This window comes from Pseudogemmobacter sp. TB195 (assembly GCF_058313095.1).
This window is the reverse complement of the sequence record NZ_JBZEGG010000044.1, coordinates 1-21,483: the sequence shown is the minus strand read 5'-3', so window position 1 is coordinate 21,483 and position 21,483 is coordinate 1. Positions and strand designations below refer to the sequence as shown.

Here is a 21,483-nt window from a genome sequence, read left to right as displayed (position 1 = left end):
GTATCCTACCCCGTTGCTGGTCCTGGCCGGGACCGGCAACGGGGTCAATGTAGCAGGTCTGAGACACATAAGGTGTTCAGATGGGGTATTCGGCTGGCGTCCCATCTAGCGGCGATGTGTTGAGGTGCTGCGCTTCGAGCTGATGATAAACGTGGTCTGTGTGACGCAGCCACAAGGATCAGAAAGGAAGCGCAGCATGAAGCATTTTGCCGGATTGGATGTTTCTGTGAAAGAGACCTCGGTATGCATCGTAGACGAAACGGGCAGAATTTGCCGCGAGATGAAGGTTGCCAGCCATCCTGGCGACCTCGCAGAGGCTCTGACCGATCCTTCCTGGAGTTTCGTGCGGGTCGGGCTTGAGGCAGGGCCCTTGTCGCAATGGTTGTTCAGTGGTTTGGCGGAAGCCGGCTTGCCGACGATCTGCATTGAGACACGGCACGCGAAGGCGTTCCTGAAGGCGCAGGTTAACAAGACTGACCGAAATGACGCTCGCGGCATCGCACAGATGATGCGCGTCAATCTGTTCCGACCGGTCAACGTCAAAACGCTGGCAAGCCAGAAGCGGCGCGTTCTGCTGACTGCACGAAAACTGCTGCAGGAGAAGGCCATTGCGATCGAGAATGATATCCGTGGGCTGTTGCGCAATTTTGGTCTGAAGGTGTTGAATCTCACGCGGAACTGAGCCGGTTTTGTCACCGAGAAGTGAGCCACCTCTGATTATGGATTTCGGTTCAAGCTGGGGTCAAGGGCGGGTGTGTCTCCTTCTTTTTCCTATCTGCAGCTGCTGAGCTTGCCTTGAAGCGGAAGCTGTCGTTTCCGGTCTCCAGGATGTGACAGCGGTGGGTGAGGCGCTCGAGCAAGGCAGTGGTCATCTTGGCATCACCAAAGACCGTGGCCCATTCGCTGAAGCTGAGGTTGGTGGTGATCGCCACGCTGGTGCGCTCGTAGAGCTTGCTCAGCAGATGGAACAGGAGCGCCCCGCCCGAGGCGCTGAAGGGCAGGTAGCCAAGTTCATCCAGGATCACGAGGTCGAGCTTGGTCAGCCCCTCGGCGATCTGCCCTGCCTTTCCCTTGGCCTTTTCCTGTTCGAGGGCGTTGACCAGCTCGATGGTGGAGAAGAACCTGACCTTTCGGCGGTGATGTTCGATGGCCTGGATACCGAGGGCGGTGGCAACATGGGTCTTGCCGGTGCCCGGGCCGCCGATCAGCACCACGTTCTGAGCGCCATCCATGAACTCGCAGCGATGCAGGGTTCTGACGGTGGCTTCGTTAATCTCACTGGCGGCGAAGTCGAAGGCCGAGAGGTCCTTGTAAGCCGGGAAGCGAGCCGACTTCATGTGATAGGCGATCGAGCGCACTTCGCGTTCGGCCAGTTCGGCCTTCAGCAGTTGGGAGAGCATCGGAATTGCAGCTTCAAATGCTGGCGCGCCCTGCTCGATCAGGTCGGTGACGGCCTGGGCCATGCCATACATCTTGAGGCTGCGCAGCATGATGACGATGGCACCAGCGGCTGGATCATGACGCATGACGGCCTCCGGAGATCTGGCTGCGAAGGCCGTCATAGCGTTCAACGTTAGCCTTGGGTTCACGATGCAGGGCCAATGCCTGTGGCGTATCCAGTGGCGGCCCGCCGATCACCTTTCCATCTACCAGCCGATGCAGCAGGTTCAGCACATGGGTTTTAGTTGGCACACCCTCGGCCAGGGACAGCTCCACAGCAGTGAGCACGGTTTGTTCGTCGTGGTGAAGCACAAGTGCGAGGATATCGACCATCTCGCGATCACCGCCGGGCTTGCGCAGCATGTAATCCTGCAACTGCCTGAACGCATTTGGTAATTCCATGAAGGGTGCGCCGTTGCGAAGCGCGCCTGGCTTTCTCTGCACGACAGTCAGATAATGCCGCCAGTCATAAATCGTCCTTGGTGGCAGCTTATGACTGCGTTCGATCACGCGGGTATGTTCGCACAGGATGTTGCCCTCGGCCGCAACGACCAAACGGTCAGGATATATCCGCAGGCTTACCGGCCGGTTCGCAAATGACGCCGGAACACTGTAGCGGCTGCGCTCGAAGCTGATCAGGCAGGTGGGCGAGACGCGCTTGCTCATCTCGATGAAGCCATCGAATGCGACCGGCAATGGCATCAACTCGGCCTGCTCCTCGGCCCAGACATCGGCAATGGTGCCAGGCTGTTTGCCATGTGGGGTCTCCCGCCACAGCTCAAGGCAGCGTTCTTCCAGCCAGGCATTCAGTGCGGGGAGGTCGGGGAAGTCTGGCATCCCCTGCAACATCTGATGGCGGGAATCCCGAACGTTCTTCTCGACCTGACCCTTCTCCCACCCTGCCGCCGGATTGCAGAACTCGGGTTCATAGACATAGTGGTTCGTCATCGCGAGGAAGCGCATGTTGATCTGCCGCTCCTTGCCGCGACCGACACGATCTACCGCCGTCTTCATGTTATCGTAGATACCCCGACCAGGGACGCCGCCAAAGACCCGGAAGCCGTGCCAGTGGGCATCGAACAGCATCTCGTGGGTTTGCAGCGGATAGGCGCGAAGCAGAAAAGCACGGCTGTGCGACAGCTTGATATGCGCCATCTGCAGCTTCGTGCGCTCTCCGCCCAGAACCGCAAAATCCTCGCTCCAGTCGAACTGGAAGGCATCACCGGGGGCAAAATGCAGCGGCACAAAGGTCCCGCGCGCCATAGTCTGCTGTTCGCGCTGACGATCTGCCTTCCACCGGCGCGCAAAAGCTGCAACCCGGGGATAGGAGCCGGTGAAGCCAAGCACTACAAGATCGGCATGCAACTGCTTCACCGTGCGCCGTTGTTTGCGCGACTTTCCAGCCTCGGTCTTCAGCCAACCAGCCAGCTTCTCGGCATAGGCATCAAGCTTGCTGGGCCGCTCCGGCGTTGCAAATTTTGGCTCTATCGTATTAGCCGCCAGGTGCTTGGTCACGGTATTCAGCGACACGCCCGTTAGCCGCGCAATCTCGCGGATCGACAGCTTCTGCCGCAAATGCATACGTCGGATGATGTTCAAAAGTCCCATGTGGATCACTCCGTTGCCCCCGCCGCTCACCGCGTTGGGGGAAGGTTCACATGGCTCAGTTCTCAGTGAAAATTATGCGATTAAACGGCTCAGTTCTGGGTGAGAAACAACAATCGGCGCTTTAGGCTAGTTTTTCTTATAATATCCGCCGCGCTTGTCACCTATATAGAATGTCCACTAATGTTGCATTATCGGTCGTTTTGTTCTTCAGTAGAGAGATGCGCTCCAGAACCCCGAAAATGACCCGGAATCCGGCCCGAGACGCGCCAGTGGTGCCGTGCGGAGCGCGGGCTTCTGTCTGGGATTCTGCGTCGGCACCACTCTTCAGCGCGCACACGCCGACGCGTACCGCCCGTGGAGATCGCCATGACAGATGAGGCATCCGATCTGGAAGACGCGAAGCGGGACGCCCCCTCCCCTGCCCTGCTCGACCACCAGCCCCCTGCCCTTCGGGATCTCGCGGAACGGGCGCGCGGCTATGCCGAGGCGGCCAGTTCCGTCAACACCCGCAAGGCCTATGCCGCCGACTGGAAGCATTTTGCTGGCTGGTGCCGGCGCGAAGGGCTGGATGCCCTGTCCCCCGATCCCCAAACGGTCGGTCTCTATATCACCTCCTGCGCCTCCGGCGCGAAATCGGTCGGCGGGCGCAAGAACGCGGTCTCGACCATCGAGCGGCGTCTCTCGGCGCTGGTCTGGGCCTATACCCAACGCGGCCTGAATCTGGACCGGCGCGACCGGCACATCGCCACCGTCCTCGCCGGGATCCGCAACAGCCATGCCGCCCCGCCGCGCCAGAAGGAGGCGATCCTCCTCGAGGACCTGCTGGCCATGCTGGAGACTTGCGACCGTGGAACACTGCGGGGTCTGCGCGACCGGGCGATGTTGCTGATCGGTTTTGCCGGGGGCCTGCGCCGGTCCGAGATCACCGGATTGGACGCCGACCGTGATCAGACCGAGGATGGGCGCGGCTGGATCGAGGTTCTTCCCGGCGGGTTGCTGGTCACCCTGCGCGGCAAGACCGGCTGGCGCGAAGTCGAGATCGGCCGCGGGTCTTCGCCCGCGACCTGCCCGGTCGAGGCGCTGGAACTCTGGCTGAAGTTCGGCCGCATCAGCCAGGGACCGCTGTTCCGTCGCATCACCGGCGGGGGGAAGGAGCCGGGGCCGTTTCGCCTTAACGACCGCGAGGTCGCGAGACTGGTCAAGCGTACCGCCCAGGCCGCGGGCCTCCGGGGCGATCTGCCCGAGAAGGATCGCCCTGCCCTCTTTTCCGGCCATTCCCTGCGCGCCGGCCTCGCCTCATCGGCCGAGGTTGATGAGCGGCATGTCCAGAAGCAGCTCGGCCATGCCAGCGCCGAAATGACCCGCAGGTATCAGCGCCGCCGCGACAGGTTCCGGATGAACCTGACCAAGGCGGCGGGTCTGTGACCGCCGCGAAGGCATCGAGCACCGGGATTGGCGGTTCCCGGTCTGTTTTGGCAACGAGACCTTCGCAAGAGCAGGAGAACGCGAGACTTGAAGTGCAGATGTGAATCGCAACCCGTCGATTCGGCTTCATCGGACGGCGGCCCACTCACTATCGTGAAAATGCCGTTCCGCTGCCTCATGTAGCGAACAGGGACACTTTCGGGCAGAATGGTTGGACACCAGCCCATGTTGGCAATATTGTGGATAAAAATAAATCTTCTAAATCAGCTATTTAAGGAGATATGTTGATGCAACCTGTAAGTTGTCGGAACGGTTTCTACCCACTATGTCTATGAACTTCCGTTCCGACAGCCGCAAAATTTTCTTGCGCTCCGACCATCCTATCAGCATAGACTGGACGCAATAGTCGAAAAATTCGGGCGGTTACCGTTCCTAACCCCACCGAACAGCGAGAGCGGACAGATGCCACAGGCGCTACACGAGCACCTTTTGGGCTTCGCAAAGGATCTTACCACAGCGCTCAAAGCGCTGTCAGAGAGTTCATTTGCGCCCCACGAAGTCAAAACGCTTCGGACCTTTTCGGCCGGGGAAGCAAGCTATTACCTTACCGTCGCGGACGGTTATCTGAGGAAGGCCCACCACGAGGGCCGGATCCCTGAAGTTGAGATGGGCCCGGGCGGGCGCAGAAAGTATACCGCCGAACAGATCCATGAGATCCGGCGGGTATTGGCTTCCTCAGCAAAGAACCCCGATCAATTCCGCCCCGGTCGACGCAGCGCTGATGACCCGACGCAGGTCATTGCCTTCGTCAACTTCAAGGGCGGTTCGGGGAAGACCTCCACCGCCATTCACGCGGCCCAGGACCTCGCGTTGCGCGGCTATCGGGTGCTCGCCGTGGACTGCGACCCGCAAGCCTCGCTAACGACCTTTTTTGGCTATCAGCCGGAGCTCGATTTTTTCGATGGCGGATCGCTCTACGATGTCATCCGTTACCGTGATCGGGAGACGGGGGAAGGGCCTAGGCCGATCACAGACGTGATCAAGCGCAGCTATTTTCCAAATCTTGATCTGGTGCCGGGCGGCATACAGGTGGCAGAGTTCGAACATGAAACGCCTGCGGCACTTAGCAAGGGTGAACTGCCCGTATTCTTCGACAAGATACGCTCGGCTTTGCAGGTGGTGAAGGATGACTATGATGTGGTCATCCTCGACTGCCCGCCGCAACTTGGCTACGTGACCCTCTCTGCGATCTGCGCCGCGCAGAACATCGTGATGACGATCATCCCGGAGCGCGTCGACCTCGCCTCCGCGGCTCAGTTCCTCAACATGGCGTCGTCGTTGACCGAGGTCTTGCACGAAAGTGCCGGAGTGGGCCTGTTCGACAACTTCCGCTTCTTGCTAAGCCGCTTCGACACGAATGTGTCGACCCAGGTCGATTTCGCGTCGTTCATTCGCGACCTATTCGGCGATGCCGTCATGAAATCATCCTTCCTGAAGTCGGCCGCAATCAGCGAGGCCGGGGTTTCGCAGCAGACCGTGCTCGAGGTCGAGCTCGGCGAGATGCGCAACCGGAAGACCTACGAGCGGGCAATACAGTCGGTGCATGAAGTGACCGAAGAACTGCACGCTATGCTTCAGCAGAGTTGGGGGAGAGCGTGATGCGAAAGAACTTGCTTGCCAACAGCCTGAAGGCAGTCCGCGACGGCAAGGCCGCAGCTGCCGAAGACGAACAGAAGCCTCGGAAACTCTCGGGTGTGCTCGACGTTCAGCGCGGCCTGGATCAGCTCAGCGCCGGTGCGGCCCGTCATATCGATCCGGCTCAGATTTCAGAAAGCGCCGTCAAGGACCGCTTCGACCTTCAGGATGGCTTGGAGGATCTGATAAACTCGATAAAGGCATCGGGGCAGAAGCTTCCGGTACTGCTCCGACGCACACCTCAGGGCCCCCTCCCCTATGAAGTGGTTTACGGTCGGCGCCGTATCCAGGCATGTCGGCAGCTCGGCATTCAGGTTCTTGCCCATATCGCAGAGCTCAGCGATCGCGAGGCGTTGATCTCCCAAGGGCTCGAGAACGCGGCGCGCCTCCAGCGCAGCTTCATTGAACAGTCAGTCTACGCAGAGCAGCTGCTACACCACGAGTTTTCGCGCGAAGACATCATGGAGGTACTCGCGGTCGACAAAACCACGATTAGCAGGATGCTGGGCGTGGTATCTGATGTGCCCCGCTCCATCATCGAGCGGATCGGACCGGCACATGACTCTGGCCGCCGACCATGGCAGCAGCTGCGAGAGCTTCTGAAAGAGCGTGCGGACCTGGATGAGCCCGCAGTCAAAAGTTTGATCCCGACAGACACCGCCGACAGCAATGAACGTCTGCAGGGGCTGATCCGAGCACTCTCTCACAAGCCTACCCCCGCCCCGCAGATCAGCGCCAAGCGCACACTCGCGGACGGCAGAATAAAGGTTGAGACAACACGCGGCAGGATCCTCGTGAAGGCATCTGACGAAGAGATGCTTGGCTTTGCCGCTTTCCTTGATGAGAGGCTCGAACAGCTACTCGCCGAGTTTGGAAGTCTCAAGCACAGCTGAGTTGACCACCGGTCAAAATAGGTCCGGATTGATACATAAATTGACCAGTGGTCAACAATCCGATGCCAGAGGCTGGCAGGCTAAACTAGAAACGAGCAGAAAAGGGAGCAGACTCTAGGCAAAAAGAAACCCCCCGAAAGCGGTGATGCTTCCAGAGGGCTCCGATAGCTTGAACACCTATTTCGTAGCCCGAAAAACGAATCAGCGCAACACCGATTTCGGTGAACGGATCTCGTTTGCCGTCTGAAATCGCATGAAGCACATCACATCCACGGCCCTTGCGGCCGGGGCACAGGAAGCCTGTGCCAAATCCGCGGAGCATACGCTCCCCGGCATGGGTTCTATCACCCTGCAGCCGGCATTCCGACCGATTTCACGTCGCGACATCATGGCTGCGGTCAACACCTGCAGTCGTGGTCTCGGCATTCGACAAGGGGCGGTGGTCGTTCTTGACGCGCTTGTCAGCTGCCTGCCCTGCCGAGGCGTGGATGGCCGCGAGACACCCGTCTCTCCGACCACCCTGCTCACGGTTTACGCCAGCAACGAAACCCTGTGCTTCCGCGCCAAGGGCCTCACCGACCGTCAACTGCGTCGCTATCTGGAAACGCTGGAAACTGCCGGGCTTATTCGCCGCCGCGACAGCGCAAATGGCAAACGCTTCCCTGTGATGCAGCACGGCAAACCGATCGGCGCCTTCGGGCTGGACCTGTCCCCCCTCTTCGCGAAGTCCGACGAGTTGCTCGCCATTGCCCGACGCCGCCGCGAGGAAGCAGACGAGTTGCGCGGACTGCGGGCCCAGATCCTCAGACTGCGCGCGGCCTGCGCTGAACTCCACTTGAGCGACGCTGTCACCACTTTCATTGACGGGTTGCGCAACCTCGTGCGGCGGACCTCACTGACCCTCATTGAGGCTCGGGCAGCTCTCTCGCAGCTGACCGCAATCCTCTCGTCACATGCAGCCCCGCAAGCAGTAGTCCATTGCAAAGTCGAAGAGGTTGAGCAGCGCCTGCCCTCCAAAGCGGAAGCCGCTGATGCTACATCCTGCGCAGAGACCACCATGGACCACGCTCCGGACCAAGCGGTCCCCCAAACCTTTCAGGCCCTCACCCCAGAAACTTGCGACCTACCACCAACCGAACAAAAGCCCGCCTCTGACGGACAGAATGTCCGCCACATAGAGCAAGACTCAGATACAAAAAAAAGAAAGAGAGAAACCGAGGAACTTCCAAGTTGGACAGCCCTGACCGAGGTCAGCGCCTTCTATAAAGAACCAACCAGCGCCCAAGAAGCAACACGCATCGCTTTCGAATTCGGAAGCATGCTCAGAATAAGCCAGGACATCCTCGCCAGCGCGGCGAGCAAGCTCGGGCTTTTGGAACTTCTCAGGCTTGAAAACCGCATGGCAAAGCAGATCGGAACCATCCTCAACCCTGATGCCTATGTGAGATCCGTCCTGCGGGCGTGATCTCTGACCGTGATCGGATGGTCCTGAAACAGCAGGATAGACCGTTCGTGAGGAATCGGATAGGTTCGTTGATTGTTCTCATGCGGAAACGCTGCGAGGTGGAGTGATGTGCAATCTTTACGCTCAGACCAAAAGCCAGGACACGATGCGTCAGGTCTTTCGGGGCGTGCTCGAAGACGGTGAGGATCTGATCGATACCGCAGGCAATCTCGCGCCTGCATCCGGCATCTTCCCCGACTATGCCGCGCCGATCATTCCCCGCGGTGAAGGACGGGATTGGACTTTGACCACGGCCCGATGGGGGATGCCGACGCCACCCGTCTATCTGGCCGGCAAGCGCACAGACCCCGGCGTCACAAATATCCGCAATGTCTAGCTCACCCCATTGGCGCAGATGGCTTGGCGTGGAACATCGCTGTCTCGTTCCATTCACCAGCTTTTCCGAACTCGACGCCCGACCCGGCGCACCTCGCAACAACCCGGTCTGGTTTGCCCTCGGCAAGGACCGCCCGATCGCCTTCTTCGCTGGCATCCACACCGAGTGGACTTCGGTCAGAAAGCTGAAGGAGGGAGAGGTGACAACTGACCTCTTCGGCTTTCTGACCTGTGAGCCAAATGAAGCAGTTCGACCAGTGCATCCCAAAGCCATGCCGGTGATCCTCACGCGCCCGGATGAATGGCGCTGCTGGCTGACCGCGGATACGAGCGAGGCTTTGAAGCTTCAACGGCCGCTGGCCAATGGTCTTCTCGAAATAGTCGCGGAGGGAACACGTGCGGACCCTGCGTGACCGGCTGCAGGCCGGAAGTCATGATCCGCTTCACCTGGTGAAGGGCCGCGTCCACGAAGTAGAGGGCCGGGGCCGAACCGGCTTTGCGCTGTTCCAGACCACGAGATTGCCAGGGCCGGTCTTCTGGATCGTGCTGGCGCATGATCGCGACCGGCCGATGCCGGGATCCCTGCCAGACGGTGTTGCTGAGCGGTTGCACTTCATCGAGGCGAGGGGCGAGACCGATCTGCTCTGGACGGTCGAAGAAGCGCTACGGGCGCGGCCAGTATCTTTGGTGATCGCCGCTCCAGAGAAACCAATCTCACTGACCGCGGGCAGGCGGCTCCAGCTGGCAGCCGAGGCCGGGGGCACCACTGGCCTGATGCTGATCCAGGAGGGCAGGGGAAGCAGTGCCGCCGAGACCCGCTGGAAATGTGATCCGCTACCCTCGCCTCTGGACTCGACTCGTCATCGCTGGATCCTTAATAAGAACAAAAGAGGAACAATTGGAATCTATGATGTGAGTTGGAATGGCACGACGGCTGCTGTCCATCTGGTTCCCCAGGCTGGCGAGCGACATCAGCCTGAGGGTCCGCCCCGTTGAGGGGCCTTTCGCGTTGACGCTCCGGGCGTCGAACGCGGATCATCTTCATTGCCTCAACGGCATCGCGAGCGCAGCCGGCCTCCATCGCGGCATGCCCTTGGCCGATGCGCGCGCCGTCTGTCCGGTCCTCTCCACGCGGCCCGCTGATCTGATCCGCGAGGGCAGGGCGCTTGAAGGGCTGCGCAGATGGGCCAGCCGTTACGGACCACATGCGGCGAAAGATGGATCGGACGGCCTGATCGTCGATGTTTCGGGCGTGCCGCATCTCTTTGGCGGTGAAGTCGAGCTTCTGGCCGATCTCGAGGCGCGGCTCGAAAGGGCAGGGGTCTCCTCGAAAAGCGCCATTGCCGAGACCCGGGGCGGTGCCTGGGCACTTGCCCGCCGTGGAGGAGGCGTGATCCCGGAAGGCGGGTTGCTCTCTCAGCTTGGCCCGATGCCGGTGAGCGCGCTGCGGATTGAAGCTCCGGTCGCCGACGGTCTGACCCGCCTCGGACTGCACAAGATCGCCGACCTGACCGCTGTGCCCCGGGCACCACTGGCGCGCCGGTGCGGCGCGGAACTTCTTCGCCGTCTGGATCAGGCGCTCGGGACCCAGGCTGAACCCGTCGCTGCCGCGGCGGATGCCCTGCATTTCGGGGTGCGGATGACCCTGCCCGAGCCGATCGGGCTCACAGCCGATGTCATGGGGGTGCTCGACCGGCTGTTGATCCGGCTTTGCGACAAGCTGGCATCGGCCCAGATGGGGACCCGGGCTGTCCGGCTGGAACTCATGCGCGTAGATCGTTCGGCTGCCGTGGTTAACGTCGGTATAGCTCGCGCAATGCGGGACCCGGCTCGGATCTCGGCCTTGTTCCTCAAGGGGGTGGATGAGGTGGATTCCGGCTTCGGGATCGACGGGCTGCGCCTCACCGCCACGGTGACCGAATCGCTGGCTCCCGAGCAGATCGGCAACGCGCAGGCGCGGGCCGAAGATGAGCTTTCTGACTCGATCTCGCGGATCGGCAATCGGCTGGGCTTCGATGCGGTGCAGCGTTTCCTTCCGGCAAGCAGCCGCATTCCAGAACGCAGCTTCCTGACCGTCCCGGCCGCCTATGCGGCAACAGAAGCGTTTCCGGCAAAGCGGCGCCCCCGCCGTCCCATCACTCTCTTTCCGGCGGAAGTCCTAGCTCAGGTCTCTGGTAGTCCGCCCGCCCGGTTCAGCTGGCGGCGGATGGGTTTCACCACCCTGCGGGCACATGGCCCGGAGCGGATCACCCCCGAATGGTGGTTTGACGACCCCGCCTGGCGTTCTGGCGTCCGCGACTATTGGCGGATCGAAACCAATGAGGGGCCCCGGCTTTGGCTCTTTCGCACCCCACAGTCGGGAGCTCGGGACTGGTATGCGCAGGGGGTATTCCTGTGATTCCTCACGCCGAGCTTTGCGTGACCTCGAACTTCACCTTTTTGCGCGGTGCTTCGCATCCCGAGGAGCTGGTAAAGCGGGCGGCCGAGCTTGGCCTCACGGCCATAGCCATCACCGACCGGAACTCGGTCGCCGGTGTGGTACGGGCGTTTTCGGCGCTGAAGGATGAGCCGCTGTGTCGGCTCGTTGACCATAGCAAACCAAGGCGTGCATGGGCTGCTGCGTCCAATCCGCCCGTGTCAGCTCGTGGCCGCTGTGCCCTCGATGAGGTTCAGGAATGCCGACCTGATTTCCTCTGGCAGCGCAAAATATGCCTTAAGAAGCCTATGACGCTCGCCGAGCCGTTGCAGGGGCACAAATCTTGATAGCTCTCCTTGGCCGTCGGGCGAGGTTAGCACCTCCAAGATCGTTTGCGGATCTACTTCGAGCGCATTGGCGATCCTTACCAGTCGGTGAATTGTGAGGCTGTTTCTGCCAGCTTCGTGTTTCTGGAGCTGTTGATAGCTGATACCGATTTCCGAGGCGACATCTGCCAGTGACAGGCCGCGTCTTGTCCGCAGCGCCTTCAGCCTGTCCCCGAGTTGCCTGTCAAAACCATCCAGATCGCCGTCCAACTCGGCCCACCCTATACCGGACAGAAGCGAATGCTGCGGTACGCCCCCGCAATCGCTTCCTGACCCATGATCGGGGAGTTGGAAAACCGAACCTGTCCGGTCCCTATGACCTTTAGCACCGGAGCGCCTGGACATACGTCACAGGCTCCCCGACCGCATGGTCAAGGAATCGGCGCCGTTTCGGCCGACGCCAATACCGACAGGTTCAGAGGTTTCCACGCCCCAGGGACGACGCGTGGCGTCCCCAAGGGCAGTGTATCGGTTTCAGGGGGTTAGGAGCAAGATGTTGCGTTGCTCGGTTCCATAGCGCTCTGGTCAGGCGCCAGGGTCTTCGGTCGCGGGGGCAACTGGCGCATCAGGCCCGAGCGCCTCGCGCAGTTTTCGACCTGCAAGGTTCCAGTCGTGCCTGGGTTCATCCCAGTTTTGGGTCGAGGTGAGCTGTCGGTCCAGGTAGTCGCGAAACTCTTGTTCGCCGCCCCGCAACTTGAATGTGTAGAGCCGATTGACGATTTCGCGCATCAAGTCGCGCATTTCGTCATCGCTGATCCTGGACACCTCCGACCATAGGATCTGTCGTCCATTGGCGTCGGTCACAATTACATCGGAATAGTCCCCGCTATGACTGACCACACCGGGTCCCGCATGCAGAGTTTCGAGGCACGTGTTGCGAACGCAGGTCAGCGCCATGGCCTTTGACAAGACAGAGGCAATTTTGCGCTCAAGGTCGTTGGGCATGGCTTCCTCGTCTCGCAATGCGAGCGAGGGCCTGTCGTTCCCCGCCCTGTTGATCAGATAGCGAAATCTTCGAGCGATTTTCCGGAGGCCAGCGCGTCACCGATCCAGCCGGGTTTGCGTCCCCGCCCGGACCAGGTCAGTTCCGGGTTTTCTGGATGACGATATTTCGCTACCGAGGGAGAGCGTTGGCGCGCGGTTGCCGCATCGGCAAGTTCCTCGAACGAATAACCGAGTTCGCGGGCCAACTCATCGACCCTGGCGCGGGCCTCGGCTTTGCGGCGATCTTCAAAGGAGGTGATCGCCTTGGCGACTGACTTTTCCAGTTGTTTCAGTTCGCTCAGCGAAAGCGCGTCGAGGTTGATATCGGTCATCAAGGTCCCCTTTGTTCTTTAACATTGATAGGGCAGCGTGCAGTGATGGGCAATTTCCCATTCGGGGACATGGTCAGACATGGTTGCGTGCTCTAATGCTGCCGCATGAGCAGAAGAAGACAGTCTAGGCCTTCCACGCGCGTCACTGCGCTGCGATCGGCATCTTGGCTTCGGAAACGAGCGGGTAGTCGTAACCGGCCTCTACAGTTTTTGTCTGTGATGGGCGGTGCGTTGTTACTTGGTTTTATGGCGGTGGAGCGCATTCCCGAGCATCTCGGCGCGCTGCCTGAATTGACAGCCCGTCGTGTGATTGAGGGGCCTGTCAGTCATATTCGCGATGGCGACACAATTGAGGTGGCGGGCACGCCCGTTCGGTTCGGGTCGTTGGACTGTGCTGAGCGCGGAACAGTGCGAGGCGATGCGGCTACCAGGCGCATGCGGGATCTGGTTGCTGCGCAGTCCCTCAGCTGCGCCCTGAACGGTCGCACCAGCTACGACCGCAGCATCGGGCGGTGCACTTTGCCCGATGGACGCGACGTGGCCGCACAGATGATCCGGGAAGGATTGTGCGGCCGATACTGGTAACGGCAGTCCTGTCGGATTCAGAGTGAGAGCGCGGGTGGTTTGCCCGTGACGGGTCCGGGCTGGAGGAGAGGCCTCCGGCGGCCCGTCGCGGAGTGACTGTCATGAACAACATACAAATTCTGGAACCCGCGCGACCGGCGCGCGGCGGCTATAAGGTGGATGTCAGCCGGGGTGAGCGTAACGGCCGGGTATCATCTGAATGGTTCAACCGGCCCGATGATGAGCGTTATCTTTCGCTCGATGATCTCTGGGCCTCGGTCAAGGCACGCTCGGAACGCAGCAGGTCCCGCATCGTCGAAACAGCAAAGATTCATGTAGAAGCCAGCCGAGACAATGCCGAACGGCTGCAGCTGATCTTACCGAAGGCACACGCGCCACTTGCGCCGACCCATTGGGCCTTCGGCCAGCTTGCCAGCCTTGTCGGTGCCCCGGCATCCTATTTGCGCCAGCTGCCCGCGCCTCTGGCTGGGATCAATTTGCAGTATGGCCTTTCGGGGCACCGGGCCGAGCAGATCAAGACCTTCGAGACCGAAGACGGCAGGACGGAACTGCGTGCGGTTACCGGGCCAGATTATGGGCGCATCTACGATCATGAACTGGTCGAGGCCGTGCAGCGGATTGCGGGTAATGGCACCGGTGATACGCGCTGGAAGGTGCCGGGTACGCTCGACTGGTCGACAGGGGTCTACAACCCGGACGTGGACATCACCCGCGATACGACCACGCTCTATGCTTCGGATCGCGATGTGTTCCTCTTCCTCGTAGACGATCACAATCCCATCGAGGCGGGCAAGCTGCCCGATGGATCGCCGGATCTCTACTTCCGCGGCTTCTATTGCTGGAACTCGGAGGTCGGGGCCAAGACCCTTGGCATTGCCAGTTTCTATCTACGCGCCGTGTGCCAGAACCGGAACATCTGGGGTCAGGAAGAATTCCAGGAGATCACCATCCGCCACTCGAAATATGCTGCCTCGCGGTTCGCGCATGAGGCTGCACCGGCGCTGACCCGCTTTGCCAATTCCTCACCCTCGGGGTTCATCAACGGGATCAAGGCGGCCCGCCAGCAGATCGTGGCCCGGACCGACGAGGACCGTGTAACCTTCCTGCGCAAGCGCGGGTTCTCGAAGCTGGAGGCGGGCAAGATCATCGACAAGGTCCTGGTCGAGGAGGGGCACCCGCCCGAGAGCATCTTCGACTTTGTTCAGGGGATTACCCGCCTCGCGAGGGACAAGACCCAACAGGACACCCGGCTTGAGCTGGAGGGCAAGGCCAAGAAGCTGCTGGAGCGCGCGGGCTGACACCAGTCGCGCACCCATTCGTCCCATCATCACGCGGCAGCCCTGCTGCTGGTCCTCGGTTGCCGCGTCCCTTCCCATTCCCGGCCCAAGCGCTCGCGGCGTCATAGAAGCGGGCAGTGGGCTACTCATTCCGGGAGACCCCTGATGCAAACCTTTGACGAAAAAGTGGATACCGCTGTCTATGCCGCCTTCATGGGGCTCGGCCTTCCGGTTGCCACGAATATGGAGCTGGCGATCCGGCTCAACGACTTCATCTCCCAAGAATTCCAATTCGTCGTGTCAGATGATGACGACAACGGGGGCGCAACGCTTGCCGGCGGGGCCGGAGGGCGGGCCGATGACTGAGCAGGAGCAAACCGTCATCCTTGAGGCGCGTGAGATTCTTGCGCGCTATTTCAACCAAAACCCGCTGCTGACCTCCTGGCAGGCTGTGCTGGACTATTGTGCCATTGCGGTACGGGGTGAGGTCGAGTGCTTTCATGTTCTCTACCTTGACCGAAAGAACCGGCTGATTTCCGATGTTCGGGTCTCGGTCGGCACCGTCGATCATGTGCCGGTCTATCCGCGTGAGGTTCTGAAGCGCGCCCTGCTGATGAACGCATCGGCGCTGATCCTGGTGCACAATCACCCCAGTGGTGATCCCGAGCCTTCGGACGCCGACTTGAAGATGACGAAGGAGATCCAGAAGGGCTGCAAGACGCTGGGCCTTACCCTGCACGACCACATCATCGTCGGGGCAGGGCGAGAGATCAGCCTGCGGGCCCGCGGAGATCTCTGAGCGACAGGTCGCCAAACACTCGCCAGACACTGGTCTGGTTTGCCATCCTTCACCTGTATCGCCAGTTAAATGCACTGTGAAGAATTGTAGATGGATGACGGAGAAGAGCCGGATGGCGGTTCCCAGTTCAAAAGCCGAGCTCATGGCGGCGATTGCGACGACATATGATCGCCTCACCGCCGATCTCGCGAGAGTTCCAACTGACCGTGTAAGGGAAGCATCACTCGCGGGGCACGTTGCGGGGACCATGATGAGCCCAGCCGACTTGGTGGCGTATCTGATCGGGTGGAACGATTTGGTGCTCAAGTGGCTGGATCGAGACGACCAGGGCGATCCGGTCGATTTTCCCGAAACCGGGTTCAAATGGAATGAACTCGGTCTGCTGGCCCAGAAGTTCTACCGGGATCATGAGGCTTTGGATTGGACCAGTCTGTTGGCACGCCTGGCCGAGGCCAAGACCCGGCTGGTCGACACGATTTCCGCACGGCCCGCCGCCGAGCTATACGGCGGACCCTGGTATGGGAAATGGACGAAGGGCCGGATGATCCAGTTCAATACGTCTTCTCCCTACGCCAATGCGCGAGTCCGGATTCGGAAGTGGCTCAAGGAGAAGGGCTGAGAGCGATATAGCTCTCTGCTGCAAGGGGAAACCTGTCCATGCAGCAGAGGCGCCTGGTCTGCCTGTGGCCTCACGCCTTCAGCGCGTCTTTCACGGCCTTGGCAGGCGTAAAGGCCAGCTTCTTTGAGGCAGCAATGGTCACGGTTGCGCCGGTGGCCGGGTTGCGGCCTTCGCGTTCGGCGGTTTCCTTGACCTTGAACTTGCCGAAGCCCGGGATAGAGGTTTCTTCACCGGCAATGGCGGCGTCGGTCACGGCTTTGAAGACCGCCTCGACAGCGGATTTGGCCTGAGCCTTGGTCAGGCCATTCTCTTCCGCGACTTTGGCGGCGATATCGTTGATCGTGGTCATAGGGGTCGCTCCTGTTAGATCCCGATGACCATGTCAGCTTTGGTGCGCGACCGGAATCGTCAATTTTTGGTCGCGCGGCCGTTCAAGCCGTTTCCTGCTTCTTTACTGCTGGCGGGGCTTCGGCGTGCACTGCCGCAGACGGTGCGTATTCACGCATGCAGCCTATGGTCTGCTGGCATGCCTCATCTGAGGCTTGCAGCGGGGTGCTCGCCAGTTGCCGGAGTGCGCCGATAGCCGCCTCCTTCGATATCGGCTTTCCTGCCCCGAGGGCGATTGTTCCGATCGGCTCGTTCGTCTGCATGAACATTTCCAACCAGGGGCCGACATAATCCGTGCCATTGCCGAGCGGTGAAGCCGCCGTTGGCTCCAGTTCATAGACCATCACGCATTCATCGCTCTTACCGTTTACGGTCGCCTGATAGCTGCCGAATGGGCGGCGCTCCAACATCCAGGACAGCGCGATCATCGGTGCGTTTTCCAGCGCCGCCGGGAGCTCTTCGGCTCTGTTGATCTGCTGCGGCAGCAGATCGGTGTCGAGGCTCCGCCATTGGCTGGTGGTCCCAGAGTAATATGCAAGCAGATAGCGCATTGTCAGCATGCCCATATGTTCTTGTTGTCGCTGGCATCTTCGCCCGACCAGGAAGTAGGGAGCGCGTCTTCTGCTCGCAAGGATCTGCGGTGGACCTTGGGCGGGATGCCGCCCAAGGGTATGTCGTCTTGCCTGCACGTACGGCATTAACGCCGTGACAGCAGCCTGCCGAGCCATCCGCTTTTGCCGGTGGCATTGCGCACCTTTGACCGGGGCGACCTGGCAAGAACTTCGCGCCCCGCATCGGTCAGTTGGTAACGCTTTGCGCTCACTACCCTGAAGAGCCCGCGATCCGTCAGGCGCTCGGCGATCTGCTCGGTCTCCGCGTTCTCCTCCGACCCGATCAGCGACAGGATTCCCTCAGGCTTACCCTCCGCGTCGCACAGGAGGTCGAGCCATGAAGATGGCAGGTCATCGTCGGACAACGCAGGGCTCCGGAGATGGAGACGCGTCGGGCGCCGGGTCGATTTGCATCGCAGGCATCCCTGTCCGACCTCAGCGGACGACCAGCACCGGGACCGGGCTGTGTGCCAGAACTTCGGCGGTCTGGCTGCCGAGCAACAGACGACCAAGGCCACGCCGGCCGTGCGAGGACATGCAGATCAGGCTGCAATCCCGCACTTTCGCCGTCTCGACAATCGCCTCGGCAGGTTGGGCATTGGGGATATGCAGAACCTCGGCGACTACACCGATCTTGTCCGCAGCTTCCTTCGCAGTTCTCAGGATGCCATCGGCCAGTTCCTTCTGGCTTTCCTCGAACCCGCCGCTGACCTCGATGGGCGCGACCCATGCCCCGCCCGCGGCCGCTGCATAGATCGGGAAGGCTTCCGTGACGGTGACGATGGTCACCTTCGCGCCGAGGGTCTTGGCCAGCGTCAAGCCGTGGTCGAGTCCCTTGGCGGCGGTTTCCGATCCATCGGTGGAAATCAGGATGTGATGATACATGACCATTCCTTTTGGCTGACAGGGAAGATCTGGCGCATGGCGGGATCGTTTTATTGTTGCACAGGCAAAGTCTCGAGCCAAGGCAATCCCGGACAAATCAATGCCCGGGACGATCATGGGGCTTCCTGGGCGTGACCCGGTGCTCTGGCAGGAGAGGGAGAGACGGGAGGGGGTTTCCATGACGGGTTGGTAGCCGGAGAGAGGGTCTCGCCGGCGCCCGTCCTTGGAGTATCTGACATGGCCACTGCCGTTCAGAAGATCACCCTGTCGTCCTCGCGCGACATCCCCTTCAACAAGCTGGTGCTGAGCCAGTCCAATGTCCGCCGCGTCAAGGCCGGTGTCTCGGTCGATGAGCTGGCCGAGTCCATTGCCCGTCGCGGTCTGATCCAGTCGCTGCATGTCCGCCCGGTTCTGGGCGAGGATGGTGCCGAGACCGGCCTGTTCGAGGTGCCCGCCGGCGGCCGCCGATTCCGCGCGCTGGAAGTGCTGGTGAAACAAAAGCGCCTCGCCAAGACTGCACCGGTGCCTTGCATCGTGTCCGACGCTGCTGACGATGTGCTGATCGATGAGGTGTCGCTGGCCGAGAATATCGAACGCGCGCCGCTGCATCCGGTGGATCAGTTCCGCGCCTTCCAGGCCATGCGCGAGAAGGGCATGACCGAGGAGGCGATTGCTGCCGCTTTCTTCGTCGATGCCAAGGTGGTCAAACAGCGTCTGCGGCTGGTCTCGGTCGCACCCGCACTGCTCGAGATCTATGCCGAGGATGGCATGACGCTGGAGCAGCTGATGGCCTTCACGATCTCCTCGGACCATGACCGCCAGGTGCAGGTCTGGGATGTGGTGAAGGACAGCTGGTCGAAGGAACCCTACAACATCCGTCGCCTGCTGACCGAGACCACGGTGCGAGCCTCCGACAAGCGCGTTACCTTTGTCGGTATCGAGGCCTATGAGGCGGCTGGCGGCTATGTGCTGCGCGATCTCTTCCAGCAGGACGATGGCGGCTGGCTGCAGGATCCGGTGCTGCTCGACCGGCTGGTGAACGAGAAGCTGAAGGCCGAGGCTGAGGCCATCGCCGCCGAGGGCTGGAAGTGGATCGAGGTCGCGGTCAGCTTCCCCTACAGCCATGCTTACAGCATGCGGCAGCTGATCGGCACCACGGTCGGTCTGACCGAGGACGAACGCGCCACCCGCGAGGCGCTGCGCGACGAATACGACCGGCTCGAGGCAGAGTATGCGCAAGCTGAGGAATACCCCGATGAGGTCGATGCCCGGATGGGCGAGATCGAGAAGACCCTCGGCGCCTTCGAGATGCGGCCGATGATCTACGATCCGGCACAGATGGCGCGAGCCGGGGTCTTCGTCAGCCTCGATGTCGACGGCACACTGCTGATCGAGCGCGGCTATGTCCGGGCCGAGGATGAAGCACCGCTGGAACCGGAACCCGAGATCGTCGATCCCGAAACCGGCGAGGTGCTGCAGCGCGCCGAGCCGGAAGCCAGCCATCAGCGCGCGGTGATCACCCTCGGAGGCGAGCCGGCCGCCGCGCCCGAAGAGGAGGAAGACGAAGGCGAGGCAATCAATCCGCTTCCCGAACGCTTGGTGATCGAACTGACCGCGCATCGGACCCTGGCGCTGCGCGATGCTGTCGCCAACAACCCGCGCATCGCGATGACGGCGCTGCTGCACCGGCTGGTGCTCGACTGCTTCGGCATCCGCAGCTCCGGGAGTGCGCTGCAGGCCCGCGTCAGCGAAGTGCATCTGTCGGTGCAGGCCCCGGATCTCGGAGACTCGATCCCGGCACAGGCCATCGACGAGCGCCATGCGGCATGGCGGACGGATATCCCGCTCAATGACGGCGATGACCGGCTCTGGGACTGGCTGCACGCTCTCGACGAGGCCAGCCGACAGGCTCTGCTGGCACATTGCCTGAGCTTCGGGGTCAACGCGCTCTATGAGCGTCCGAACCCCTACAGCGGCAATGGCATCAGCCAGCATGGCCTGGATCGCCGCATGCAGGAGGCAGATCGTCTCGCGCGCGTGACCGGTCTCGATCTGGTCGAGACGGGCTGGAAGCCGACGGTCGCCAATTACTTCGGCCGCGTGACCAAGGCGCGTATCCTGGATGCCGTGCGGGAAGGTGTTGGCGAGCAGGCGGTGGAACTGATCGTCCATCTGAAGAAGGGCGAGATGGCGACCGAAGCCGAACGGCTGCTGGCAGGCAGTGGCTGGCTGCCGGAGCCTCTGCGGATGGACGATCAGGATGCCATCGCAGATGCGGCCGATGCGGGCAGCGCAGAAGCGGAAACCTTGCCTGACTTCCTCACGGGCGACGGCGAGGACGATGAGCCCGCCGATGACGAGGAGCACGCGCCGACGCAAAGCATCGCTGCCGAATGATCTGCACGCGGGGCGGCTCCGGTCGCTCTGCACTTCTCAATCCAGCCTGCCCGGTCCTCGTGACCGGGCTTTTCTTTTGGAGCACGTCGCCATGTCACGTTCGATCGATATTGGCACAATCTTAACCAAAGATCGCAGTAACCCGACCAAGGAGCGGTGCTTGCCTTGGGAAGAGGCCCGGGGTGGCCTTGCTGTTGTGGTGGAACCGAAGCCCCACCGGGCAGATGACTTGCGGGTATTCCGGCTCGATCGGCGGGAGTACTGTCACTATTCAGACTGGCTGGCCTCCGGCGGTCACGCCCGGTTTTGTGCTCAGGTAGACACCAATGGCGCGGACCTGCTGTCGAAAGCCCGAACGATGCTTGCGCGCGAAATCGCCGAGGGGCTGTGGGATGAGGTGACCTGAAACGGTCACCCCGGCCGTTCGACCGGGCCGTTTTGGTTGGCGTTTTTCCCCAGGGTCGTCATGAGCGCACAGGGATCAGTCCTTCCCTCTTTCCGGCCTCTTCGATCATGGGTTCCGCGGATCGGCGGCACGCTCTGATCGCGCTTCTTGCCCTGTCCCCGCCCCTCGTTCGAGCGCTTGAGCGGCATGTGCCGATCCGGTGGCCCGGCCAGTATCCGATCTGATGCGTCACTTGCCCGTGGCGGCAGGTCGGCGGGGAAGGGCGCGCACTGGTCTGTTTACTGCTGGGGTGATCATCGCCGGTGGTTGCCTGTCGGATCTTCCTGCCGGTTCCTTCAAGATCGCCGCTGTCTCCTGTCTCTCTGGTGGGGACGGGACCGCTCGCATGCGTCCTCTGTGATGGGCTGATCTGGCCGAAGACCAGCGCGGAAGCCGCGCTTCGACGTCTCGGCGCAACAGCGTCGTTGAACTTTCTTCCCCTGCCGGCGGTGCCGTCAT

The 21,483-nt window shown here is 61.3% G+C and carries 23 protein-coding genes and 2 pseudogenes; 16 read left to right on the top strand and 9 right to left on the bottom strand.

Features of this window, described 5'->3' with window-relative positions; translation table 11 throughout:
• Positions 1-196: 196 nt before the first annotated feature.
• A pseudogene (locus AC4FS3_RS27140) lies at positions 197-661 on the top strand (IS110 family transposase); the annotation flags it as partial.
• Positions 662-731: 70 nt separating this feature from the next.
• On the opposite strand, the gene istB reads toward AC4FS3_RS27140, so the two are convergent.
• On the bottom strand, positions 732-1,526 hold the full coding sequence (gene istB / locus AC4FS3_RS27135) for an IS21-like element helper ATPase IstB (RefSeq protein ID WP_491023117.1): 795 nt from the start codon (positions 1,524-1,526) through the stop codon (positions 732-734).
• The gene (gene istA, locus AC4FS3_RS27130) at positions 1,516-3,048 is read right to left on the bottom strand and encodes an IS21 family transposase (protein ID WP_491023116.1); all 1,533 of its coding nucleotides are present in this window, start codon (positions 3,046-3,048) and stop codon (positions 1,516-1,518) included. Before istA ends, istB begins: the two co-directional genes overlap by 11 nt.
• Positions 3,049-3,414: 366 nt before the next feature.
• On the opposite strand from istA, the gene AC4FS3_RS27125 reads away from it, so the two are divergent.
• From AC4FS3_RS27125 to AC4FS3_RS27085, 9 genes and pseudogenes are all read left to right on the top strand, one after another.
• Entirely contained in the window at positions 3,415-4,473 is a 1,059-nt protein-coding gene (locus AC4FS3_RS27125; protein ID WP_491023115.1) for a site-specific integrase, read from the top strand.
• A 462-nt stretch (positions 4,474-4,935) separates the two neighbouring features.
• A complete protein-coding gene (repA, locus tag AC4FS3_RS27120; protein ID WP_088234143.1) occupies positions 4,936-6,132 on the top strand; it encodes a plasmid partitioning protein RepA in 1,197 nt (398 codons plus the stop codon).
• Entirely contained in the window at positions 6,132-7,061 is a 930-nt protein-coding gene (gene repB / locus AC4FS3_RS27115; protein ID WP_491023114.1) for a plasmid partitioning protein RepB, read from the top strand. Before repA ends, repB begins: the two co-directional genes overlap by 1 nt.
• A gap of 253 nt (positions 7,062-7,314) precedes the next feature.
• Positions 7,315-8,526 (top strand): helix-turn-helix domain-containing protein, encoded by a 1,212-nt coding sequence (locus tag AC4FS3_RS27110; protein ID WP_491023113.1) that lies wholly within the window; start codon positions 7,315-7,317, stop codon positions 8,524-8,526.
• A 106-nt stretch (positions 8,527-8,632) separates the two neighbouring features.
• Positions 8,633-8,902 carry an SOS response-associated peptidase family protein gene (locus tag AC4FS3_RS27105; protein ID WP_491023112.1) on the top strand — a complete coding sequence of 90 codons (270 nt, stop codon included), beginning with the start codon at positions 8,633-8,635 and terminating at the stop codon, positions 8,900-8,902.
• 28 nt (positions 8,903-8,930) lie between these two features.
• A complete protein-coding gene (locus AC4FS3_RS27100) occupies positions 8,931-9,314 on the top strand; it encodes an SOS response-associated peptidase family protein (RefSeq protein ID WP_312524733.1) in 384 nt (127 codons plus the stop codon).
• Positions 9,298-9,897: an ImuA family protein gene (locus AC4FS3_RS27095; protein WP_491023111.1), complete on the top strand. Its 600-nt coding sequence runs from the start codon at positions 9,298-9,300 to the stop codon at positions 9,895-9,897. The genes AC4FS3_RS27100 and AC4FS3_RS27095 overlap by 17 nt, the downstream gene beginning before the upstream one ends.
• The gene (locus tag AC4FS3_RS27090) at positions 9,824-11,299 is read left to right on the top strand and encodes a Y-family DNA polymerase (RefSeq protein WP_491023110.1); all 1,476 of its coding nucleotides are present in this window, start codon (positions 9,824-9,826) and stop codon (positions 11,297-11,299) included. Before AC4FS3_RS27095 ends, AC4FS3_RS27090 begins: the two co-directional genes overlap by 74 nt.
• Positions 11,296-11,466 (top strand): annotated as a pseudogene (locus AC4FS3_RS27085) (PHP domain-containing protein); the annotation flags it as partial. The gene AC4FS3_RS27090 and the pseudogene AC4FS3_RS27085, both read left to right, overlap by 4 nt.
• Before the next feature lie 72 nt (positions 11,467-11,538).
• Here AC4FS3_RS27085 and AC4FS3_RS27080 read toward each other — a convergent pair.
• From AC4FS3_RS27080 to AC4FS3_RS27070, 3 genes are all read right to left on the bottom strand, one after another.
• Entirely contained in the window at positions 11,539-11,913 is a 375-nt protein-coding gene (locus tag AC4FS3_RS27080; RefSeq protein ID WP_179285872.1) for a helix-turn-helix domain-containing protein, read from the bottom strand.
• 315 nt (positions 11,914-12,228) lie between these two features.
• On the bottom strand, positions 12,229-12,648 hold the full coding sequence (locus tag AC4FS3_RS27075) for a hypothetical protein (RefSeq protein WP_491023109.1): 420 nt from the start codon (positions 12,646-12,648) through the stop codon (positions 12,229-12,231).
• A 53-nt stretch (positions 12,649-12,701) separates the two neighbouring features.
• Positions 12,702-13,019: an H-NS histone family protein gene (locus AC4FS3_RS27070; RefSeq protein ID WP_491023108.1), complete on the bottom strand. Its 318-nt coding sequence runs from the start codon at positions 13,017-13,019 to the stop codon at positions 12,702-12,704.
• A 686-nt stretch (positions 13,020-13,705) separates the two neighbouring features.
• Between AC4FS3_RS27070 and AC4FS3_RS27065 the strand changes: the two genes are divergently transcribed.
• The 4 genes from AC4FS3_RS27065 to AC4FS3_RS27050 all read left to right on the top strand — a co-directional run bounded on the left by AC4FS3_RS27065 (position 13,706) and on the right by AC4FS3_RS27050 (position 16,299).
• Complete coding sequence (locus AC4FS3_RS27065) at positions 13,706-14,902, top strand: DUF932 domain-containing protein (protein ID WP_491023107.1); 1,197 nt, start codon at positions 13,706-13,708, stop codon at positions 14,900-14,902.
• A 144-nt stretch (positions 14,903-15,046) separates the two neighbouring features.
• Positions 15,047-15,247 carry a hypothetical protein gene (locus tag AC4FS3_RS27060; protein ID WP_491023106.1) on the top strand — a complete coding sequence of 67 codons (201 nt, stop codon included), beginning with the start codon at positions 15,047-15,049 and terminating at the stop codon, positions 15,245-15,247.
• Positions 15,240-15,680, top strand: coding sequence for a JAB domain-containing protein (locus AC4FS3_RS27055; RefSeq protein ID WP_491023105.1), 441 nt, complete (start codon positions 15,240-15,242; stop codon positions 15,678-15,680). Before AC4FS3_RS27060 ends, AC4FS3_RS27055 begins: the two co-directional genes overlap by 8 nt.
• Before the next feature lie 112 nt (positions 15,681-15,792).
• A complete protein-coding gene (locus AC4FS3_RS27050) occupies positions 15,793-16,299 on the top strand; it encodes a ClbS/DfsB family four-helix bundle protein (protein WP_491023104.1) in 507 nt (168 codons plus the stop codon).
• Positions 16,300-16,369: 70 nt separating this feature from the next.
• Here the strand turns inward: AC4FS3_RS27050 and AC4FS3_RS27045 are convergent, their stop codons facing one another.
• The 4 genes from AC4FS3_RS27045 to AC4FS3_RS27030 form a co-directional block, all read right to left on the bottom strand.
• Positions 16,370-16,648, bottom strand: coding sequence for an HU family DNA-binding protein (locus tag AC4FS3_RS27045; RefSeq protein ID WP_020952657.1), 279 nt, complete (start codon positions 16,646-16,648; stop codon positions 16,370-16,372).
• 82 nt (positions 16,649-16,730) lie between these two features.
• On the bottom strand, positions 16,731-17,237 hold the full coding sequence (locus tag AC4FS3_RS27040) for a hypothetical protein (RefSeq protein ID WP_491023103.1): 507 nt from the start codon (positions 17,235-17,237) through the stop codon (positions 16,731-16,733).
• Positions 17,238-17,383: 146 nt separating this feature from the next.
• Positions 17,384-17,662, bottom strand: a complete 279-nt coding sequence (locus AC4FS3_RS27035) for a hypothetical protein (protein WP_491023102.1) — start codon at positions 17,660-17,662, stop codon at positions 17,384-17,386.
• Positions 17,663-17,732: 70 nt separating this feature from the next.
• Positions 17,733-18,299 (bottom strand): universal stress protein, encoded by a 567-nt coding sequence (locus tag AC4FS3_RS27030; RefSeq protein ID WP_491023101.1) that lies wholly within the window; start codon positions 18,297-18,299, stop codon positions 17,733-17,735.
• Between the two features lie 120 nt (positions 18,300-18,419).
• Here AC4FS3_RS27030 and AC4FS3_RS27025 point away from each other — a divergent pair, with 120 nt between their 5' ends.
• Positions 18,420-20,579 (top strand): ParB/RepB/Spo0J family partition protein, encoded by a 2,160-nt coding sequence (locus AC4FS3_RS27025; RefSeq protein ID WP_491023100.1) that lies wholly within the window; start codon positions 18,420-18,422, stop codon positions 20,577-20,579.
• A 91-nt stretch (positions 20,580-20,670) separates the two neighbouring features.
• Positions 20,671-20,985: a hypothetical protein gene (locus AC4FS3_RS27020; protein WP_491023099.1), complete on the top strand. Its 315-nt coding sequence runs from the start codon at positions 20,671-20,673 to the stop codon at positions 20,983-20,985.
• Positions 20,986-21,483: the final 498 nt, after the last annotated feature.

Bases quoted from the DNA above. Each gene is read 5' to 3' on its own strand.
- AC4FS3_RS27060 (WP_491023106.1), top strand. From the start codon at position 15,047: ATGCAAACCTTTGACGAAAAAGTGGATACCGCTGTCTATGCCGCCTTC.
- repB (WP_491023114.1), top strand. From the start codon at position 6,132: ATGCGAAAGAACTTGCTTGCCAACAGCCTGAAGGCAGTCCGCGACGGC.
- AC4FS3_RS27020 (WP_491023099.1), top strand. From the start codon at position 20,671: ATGTCACGTTCGATCGATATTGGCACAATCTTAACCAAAGATCGCAGT.
- AC4FS3_RS27075 (WP_491023109.1), bottom strand. From the start codon at position 12,648: ATGCCCAACGACCTTGAGCGCAAAATTGCCTCTGTCTTGTCAAAGGCC.
- AC4FS3_RS27025 (WP_491023100.1), top strand. From the start codon at position 18,420: ATGGCCACTGCCGTTCAGAAGATCACCCTGTCGTCCTCGCGCGACATC.
- AC4FS3_RS27055 (WP_491023105.1), top strand. From the start codon at position 15,240: ATGACTGAGCAGGAGCAAACCGTCATCCTTGAGGCGCGTGAGATTCTT.
- AC4FS3_RS27105 (WP_491023112.1), top strand. From the start codon at position 8,633: ATGTGCAATCTTTACGCTCAGACCAAAAGCCAGGACACGATGCGTCAG.
- AC4FS3_RS27090 (WP_491023110.1), top strand. From the start codon at position 9,824: ATGGCACGACGGCTGCTGTCCATCTGGTTCCCCAGGCTGGCGAGCGAC.
- AC4FS3_RS27125 (WP_491023115.1), top strand. From the start codon at position 3,415: ATGACAGATGAGGCATCCGATCTGGAAGACGCGAAGCGGGACGCCCCC.
- AC4FS3_RS27070 (WP_491023108.1), bottom strand. From the start codon at position 13,019: ATGACCGATATCAACCTCGACGCGCTTTCGCTGAGCGAACTGAAACAA.
- AC4FS3_RS27065 (WP_491023107.1), top strand. From the start codon at position 13,706: ATGAACAACATACAAATTCTGGAACCCGCGCGACCGGCGCGCGGCGGC.
- AC4FS3_RS27045 (WP_020952657.1), bottom strand. From the start codon at position 16,648: ATGACCACGATCAACGATATCGCCGCCAAAGTCGCGGAAGAGAATGGC.
- AC4FS3_RS27030 (WP_491023101.1), bottom strand. From the start codon at position 18,299: ATGATCGTCCCGGGCATTGATTTGTCCGGGATTGCCTTGGCTCGAGAC.
- AC4FS3_RS27110 (WP_491023113.1), top strand. From the start codon at position 7,315: ATGAAGCACATCACATCCACGGCCCTTGCGGCCGGGGCACAGGAAGCC.
- AC4FS3_RS27050 (WP_491023104.1), top strand. From the start codon at position 15,793: ATGGCGGTTCCCAGTTCAAAAGCCGAGCTCATGGCGGCGATTGCGACG.
- istB (WP_491023117.1), bottom strand. From the start codon at position 1,526: ATGCGTCATGATCCAGCCGCTGGTGCCATCGTCATCATGCTGCGCAGC.
- AC4FS3_RS27040 (WP_491023103.1), bottom strand. From the start codon at position 17,237: ATGCGCTATCTGCTTGCATATTACTCTGGGACCACCAGCCAATGGCGG.
- istA (WP_491023116.1), bottom strand. From the start codon at position 3,048: ATGGGACTTTTGAACATCATCCGACGTATGCATTTGCGGCAGAAGCTG.
- repA (WP_088234143.1), top strand. From the start codon at position 4,936: ATGCCACAGGCGCTACACGAGCACCTTTTGGGCTTCGCAAAGGATCTT.